This is a genomic window from Butyrivibrio sp., from assembly GCF_024699075.1.
Genome location: NZ_JAILQF010000050.1, coordinates 1 through 6,082, shown reverse-complemented (window position 1 = coordinate 6,082; position 6,082 = coordinate 1). Strand labels below are relative to the sequence as shown.

The 6,082-nt window shown below is 35.1% G+C and carries 7 protein-coding genes and 1 pseudogene; all 8 read right to left on the bottom strand.

The genetic code is table 11. From position 1 onward, the window contains the following. Window positions 1-312: 312 nt before the first annotated feature. Window positions 313-1,203 carry a transglutaminase-like domain-containing protein gene (locus K6G87_RS01710; protein WP_296833039.1) on the bottom strand — a complete coding sequence of 297 codons (891 nt, stop codon included), beginning with the start codon at window positions 1,201-1,203 and terminating at the stop codon, window positions 313-315. 573 nt (window positions 1,204-1,776) lie between these two features. Beyond that, window positions 1,777-2,802 (bottom strand): OB-fold protein, encoded by a 1,026-nt coding sequence (locus K6G87_RS01705; RefSeq protein WP_296833036.1) that lies wholly within the window; start codon window positions 2,800-2,802, stop codon window positions 1,777-1,779. Window positions 2,803-2,806: 4 nt separating this feature from the next. Next, window positions 2,807-3,277: a hypothetical protein gene (locus K6G87_RS01700; RefSeq protein WP_296833033.1), complete on the bottom strand. Its 471-nt coding sequence runs from the start codon at window positions 3,275-3,277 to the stop codon at window positions 2,807-2,809. Between the two features lie 41 nt (window positions 3,278-3,318). Further along, window positions 3,319-3,876, bottom strand: a complete 558-nt coding sequence (locus K6G87_RS01695; RefSeq protein ID WP_296833030.1) for a hypothetical protein — start codon at window positions 3,874-3,876, stop codon at window positions 3,319-3,321. A gap of 11 nt (window positions 3,877-3,887) precedes the next feature. Beyond that, window positions 3,888-4,445, bottom strand: coding sequence for an ExbD/TolR family protein (locus tag K6G87_RS01690; protein WP_296833027.1), 558 nt, complete (start codon window positions 4,443-4,445; stop codon window positions 3,888-3,890). Window positions 4,446-4,459: 14 nt separating this feature from the next. Then, window positions 4,460-5,038 carry a MotA/TolQ/ExbB proton channel family protein gene (locus K6G87_RS01685; RefSeq protein WP_296833024.1) on the bottom strand — a complete coding sequence of 193 codons (579 nt, stop codon included), beginning with the start codon at window positions 5,036-5,038 and terminating at the stop codon, window positions 4,460-4,462. Window positions 5,039-5,142: 104 nt separating this feature from the next. Further along, complete coding sequence (locus K6G87_RS01680) at window positions 5,143-5,412, bottom strand: Mor transcription activator family protein (protein ID WP_296833021.1); 270 nt, start codon at window positions 5,410-5,412, stop codon at window positions 5,143-5,145. Window positions 5,413-5,856: 444 nt separating this feature from the next. After that, window positions 5,857-6,082 (bottom strand): annotated as a pseudogene (locus K6G87_RS01675) (hypothetical protein); the annotation flags it as partial.

Genomic DNA, 6,082 nt, shown 5'->3' with positions numbered 1-6,082 from the left:
AACTTAAAAATCTGTATTTCTGATACATAGGGATAGTCTACCCTTTTTTAGGACTAAATCCCGCCTGTTCTGGGCATCCATTTCAAAAAATCGGATTATGGATCAGATTTCAGGAAATTAAGTTGTCATGAATAATTCAGGTTGATTATTATATCACAAATTATGGTTAATCGTCTTATTTGATACTAATTTTCGTTGCATCAAAAAAGGAGCAGTCGCTCCTCTTTTCTAATTACTATCCTATTGTCAAAATATAGCTCAATAAAAGCTACAGCCCGCTGACTGTAGCTTAATTCCTTTACAAAAGGGAATCTACTCTAAATATCTATTCCATATATATGAATACTCAGGCATATTAGCATAATACTCATTGTCGTAAGACGACTTAACCCATTTATTATATGTGCCAACAGGAAGGTCAAATCCACTATCATTTTCACAATTTACACCCTGTGTAGGATCTACCATTATCCATTCTTTTTCATCAGATAGATATATAAACGTACATGCATGCGCTCCGTTCTTTGTTTTTACCGTTATTACAACAGCCGGAATTGAAAGATAATTCATAACTGCCTGATAAGTAGTTGCAAACCCCTCACAGACCGCAGCTCTATTTCTTACGTAATTTAATATCGAATGTGATGGAATATCCGGATAACTTATCATGCTGCCATCACCTTTACTAGAATCATAATATACATCTTTTGAAATGCGATGGTACACTTTCAAAGCAGCTTCTCTACATCCACTAGCATTTGTAATACCGTCAGCCAGTCTCTTGATCTCATCTTCAATCTTTTGAACATAAAAGCAACGAAAGTCCCCCCTCGCACACTCTGCATCTATAATAGGTGTAATAATACCAACCTGAGAGTTTCCGCCAGTCCTGTATTTATCTACAAAGAAGAAAAGAGGATGATCTGCGTATACTGCCTGCAAAACTCTTAATGCTTCATTCCATGATAATTGATATTTTGCGAAATCAAACTCTTCAAATTTCCAGTAACGTTTCTTGTTAATCGGATCTTCAAAAGTGTATTCTGCATCCGTTGGATTTAAGTAAAAGTTCTTTAAACGATATTCTAGGGTAAGATAGAACTTTTCCATACTTTCGGCTTTAGGTAATTCTCCAATTTCTCTTAATGCATAGTTAGTAGAACATGCGTCAACTAAACCTAGTTTTTCTCTAACAACGACCATGTGTCACCTCTGAAATCCCCTTAAAAGGATCTATTCCTCTTTTATTTATGGCTTCCTATTCTCAGCTAAATTATCTCTCATAGAATACATATAAGAATATATCTATATTATAAACATTAATCACATCTATGCTATATCTCTTTTCCTAAATATAAGTTCAGACCTCACCCCACATCCACCTTACTGGTCTTCTTGATATACTTAGCCGGTATCGGGGGATCCCGGTGCCATGTGATGCTCATAGGTCTGCTGCCGTAATGACTTACATATTTAGCAGTGCCCAGATATGTATGTATTCTTGTGAGTATATTACAGAAATCCGCACTAGCTGCGGATTTCGTAATTCAGTGAATCGGTAGTCAAATAGGCCCAATGCCGAAGGCATTCTTAAATGGCCTATTTGATACATTCTTGAACTTTACGTTCAAGAATGTATACGGCGCAGCGCCTGCCAGGTCTTTTTTGATTGACAGAGACTCTATAAGTCTTAAGAGCAGGACTGTCTCTACTTTATAAGTTTTATCAAATTCACCTTTATTTATCATGACTAGTTATCAATGATAATCCTTATTATCAGTTTTCCGTTTGAGAATAAGTTCCTAGCATCAGTACCACTTCTGCCAAATGCTGCGGTTCATTTTCAAATTGATACGTTATAGCAACCAGTTCATCATCGTTTCTGATAAAGAACACTTCTGCATGAATATTGTTGCCAGAGCTTTCCTTTGTTCCGTAATAATAATCAAAAGTAACATTATCTGTTTTAGTGCTTTTAATGGTGTTTAAAGGCCCCAATTCATACTTCATAATCTTATTAACTAACTTTTCGAGTAAATACTGTTCTACAAAAGCCTTTTCTGATTTAAAAAAGCCTTTAGACTTGTCCTGTGAAGCTTTTTCATATATCTCTGACCATGAGAAAGCATATATTCCCAAAAGTTCACTGTTCTCATCATCCCCGAACTGAACTACCATCCCACTTTTTTGGTCAAATACATCTTCTATATATCTATTCCAAAACTCGTCACTAAGTTGCTCTTTCCACTGCTTTTGCACAAAGCATGTATTATTCCCGATCCTGTATTGTTCTACATCATCACATAAAAAGACTGTACCATCAGAGGTTGTATAGCCATTCTCATAACTTTTAATATCCCCTATAGTTATTATCCTATCTGCTTTTACTTTAAACTCTGTTTCTTCATGCTTTTTAACTATTCCGCAGATAATAACGTTGTCGCCGGATGTCAAAGATTCTAATTGCACTTTTACCTGCTTCTTGGAGCAATCGCACGGAAAAGACATACCAGAATCACTTGACTTAAGAGTTATTTGTTTACCGTTAGAAGAGATAGATTCTATACTACCAATAAGACCTATATAAAAATCCTCGTACTTATTAGATGCTCTATAAGCATTCTCTTTATATTCTGCACAGACTTGATCTACGGAATAGTTAAAGTAAACAGTTTTGTCCATAGCCTCCACAGTGACATCATCCGCGTAGACTGTTTTTGAAACCATAAAGAGCATTGCCATTACAAGGCAAATAAATCTTTTAACATTATTTTGATTTTTACTTCCTTTAGTTTTTATCATTATTCTACTCCGAGGTAACATATATTATTTCAATATGGTTATCCTCTAGCATTTCTCTAATGTTCTTTACAAGATCATCTTTGCCTTCTTGATAATCAAAGTTTACTGTTTCTATATTGCTTTTTTCGATTAGCGCTTTTAACTGATCCAGCAAATCCTCCGTATTGTCATATTCTATTTTTTCTTCGTTTATAAAAACTTCATCTATCTCAATTCTAATAGACGCTACAGTAGTATCCTTTTGGGACTCTTGCATATCATCTTCGTTTATGGCACTTTGAGATTCATCTTGTGAGGAGTCATTCTCATTTTCTTTTGACTTAGTATCTGAGTCGTCCTGCCCATTCTCTTTTCCAGCTGATCCGCCTCCAAATTCGCTATCTTGGCCAAGTGTAACACTACAGCCTGTTATATTAACTGTGGTAAATACAAGAGTAGCCACGAGAAGTGGTAATATTCGTGTAATTCTTTTCATATACATTCTCCATTTCTTTGTGATATTCTACGTTTTGTTAATTAGTCTTCTTCGTATCTTGTGACTTTATAATCAATTGCCCTGTCTTTTAACAGATTAATGACAATAGAATAAGGCTCATAATATGCATAAGTATCTTCAATTTCAACTATCATTCCATCTTTATAAATAGTGTCCAGAGCACTCTCTATTTCTTCGGACTCATCACATAACCAGCCATTAATGTATATATCATTCTCATTAACTGTTACAGTTACTATATTGCGCTCTGCAGCCAATTGTGCTGCATCTTCTATGCTCACCTGCTCATCATCAACGTCATTTCCATCCTCTGCAGATCCTGTTCCTATAGCAAAGCCATTTCCGTCTCCTATCCCTATTCCGCTTCCAAGACCAGTAGTAAAACTGCAAAGGAAACTCATAATTCCTACTATAATTAGCACCCTTTTTATTCTCACTACTATTTTTTTGGAGGAAGACTTTTTGGTTCTTATAACAAGTCCAACAACAAAAAGTCCTATTCCAAGATAGAAGAGTGTATTGTTTTTGCTATTCCATACATCAAACCAAAAAGTAAACGTTTTATAATTATCAATCATTTCATTCATGCCTAATATACATTTTCATAAGTATTGATCAGGTCATTGACAATACTACTGATTTTCTCCATATCTCCTGCCAAGATATTAGTTGTGTTAATTGATAAGACTACCACTTTCATATCTTCACCAGAATTATTATCTTCTATATACTCTTTTAACTTTTGATATATAAGGTCATACGTTTCTTCCTTGGTATCTCTATCAAAAGTTGTATTTATAATCTCTTCATCCGGAGCTTGTATGATCAGTGATCTTTCGCCCGGAGTACCTGCCTTTGATTCACAGTGAATCTGAACTATAAGGACTTTCTCACTGATACTTGAATATTGTTCATTCAGTTCCTCAATTGTTTTTTCTTTAGCCTTGAGCGTAAAGTTTTCATTTTCCAATGTCTCTATAGTACTTTCATTCTCTGTCTTTTCTGTTTCAATCTGCATCTGTACCGCTTTAGTCAGTCTTGCACAATAAATAATTACTGCAAATAGAACAATAAATATGACATCAAGAAGCGGGGTTAAGTCAATTGGAGATTGAGGCTTTCCAGATGACCTTCTGTTATGTTTCATCAAACGCACTCTCCTTACTGATTAGTCCATCTTAACGTTCTTTCTCGTTCTGCCTCACCAGCAGCAATCTGATGATAGATAATAGATTCTGCATCATCAAATTCTGAATCTATAAGACTGACTAGCTTTCCTGGCCATAATAAATCAATTATTTTAAGTACTATAGCAAAGCAAAGGCCTAGCAAAGTGGTCCATAATGCAGTATTTAGTCCCTGATATAAGGTTTCAATATCATCAAACGTTCCTCCAAACACAATTCCCATCACAGTTCCTAGTATTCCTATTAAAGGGAATACAGAAACAAACTGTGATGCTGTTATATAATAAGCATAGACTTCGTTATAGTCGTCCTTGTTCTCATTTAGCTTCCCTATGTCATACCATACCTTTCTGGAATCATATCTTGACATTTGCCCAGTTGTAGGATTCATTCTTTCTACATATACTATTTGAGATTTCTTTATTTCCTTTTCAAAATTGTTATATATCTTTTTTAATTCAAAAATAGCTTTAACTAAAAAAATCAAATCAACTATTCCAAAAATCCCTATAATTGTGTATGCTACACCAGTAATGACATCATTTGTAATCATAAATAATCTCTCCTAATCAAACATTTTTTACAGATATAATCCAAATACATATAAGTTATCGGTCTTTATTTTGAGTTTATAATACAAATAATTAATATCTTTAATTAATTTCCTGTTCTCTCTTTTTGAATTTCTGAAATCAACTGCCTTACCCTTCTTTCTGTGAGACCCAAGGCTTTCGCCATGTCTCCAGGTTTCATTGTGCCAATATTTTCGACAATAAATTTTCTCCTGTATTCTTTGGAATACAATTTCTGCGGAAATGTTATATTAAGGCCTGCAAATCTCTTCCAGATCTTGATAGTAGCAGCATCACCTAGTATTTCTGCCAACTCTTTATATATGCCGCCATATCTTTCCGGGTCAGCTTTCAAGTCCATCACCTCCTTAATATCTAATTGTATAGGCTCCTTTTCGAAATTATCACTTGCGCTTTGCGTTGTATTATTCATATGAAATTTGCATTGCATATTTTCACATATTGTACGCAATGCTTTCTCCTTTCATAACAGGAGATGTTTTTCACGCGAATTAGAAAAGCGCATAGTACCATACACGCAAAAATCCCTGCCACCGGATCATATATTCCGGTAGCAGGGATTTTCTTCAAGAAACATATTATGAAGCATGCTTTTATTTTGTTATTTCAATATAGATCAAGAAGAGCACGAATATTATGTATATTATTAAATCTATTTTCCCAGTATTAATTCCGGAATAGCCTTCGTAATAGTCTTTTCCCTCATAATGCTCATAGAAATATCTATTATCATCACTATCGTATCTGTCTCGCTTGCTCATATCAGGATTCCTTTCCTTTAATACTCATCATTCCAATAGTCTTCCGCTGCATCATAAGCTTCGTCTTCATCCTCGTACTCGTCTTCGTAGTCATAGAATTCTTCGTACTTGTCATCGGCGAAGTCTTGGGATGAATTGTAGTCTTTTGCATCATATGGATCATAGGCGCTGCCACTTGTGCTTTGCGTTTTGTCTTTTGCTTCTGACGCTGAAGTGCTTGGGGCTGCAGAACCTGTGCCGGTG

Bases quoted from the DNA above. Each gene is read 5' to 3' on its own strand.
- K6G87_RS01710 (WP_296833039.1), bottom strand. From the start codon at position 1,203: ATGGTCGTTGTTAGAGAAAAACTAGGTTTAGTTGACGCATGTTCTACT.
- K6G87_RS01705 (WP_296833036.1), bottom strand. From the start codon at position 2,802: ATGATAAAAACTAAAGGAAGTAAAAATCAAAATAATGTTAAAAGATTT.
- K6G87_RS01700 (WP_296833033.1), bottom strand. From the start codon at position 3,277: ATGAAAAGAATTACACGAATATTACCACTTCTCGTGGCTACTCTTGTA.
- K6G87_RS01695 (WP_296833030.1), bottom strand. From the start codon at position 3,876: ATGATTGATAATTATAAAACGTTTACTTTTTGGTTTGATGTATGGAAT.
- K6G87_RS01690 (WP_296833027.1), bottom strand. From the start codon at position 4,445: ATGAAACATAACAGAAGGTCATCTGGAAAGCCTCAATCTCCAATTGAC.
- K6G87_RS01685 (WP_296833024.1), bottom strand. From the start codon at position 5,038: ATGATTACAAATGATGTCATTACTGGTGTAGCATACACAATTATAGGG.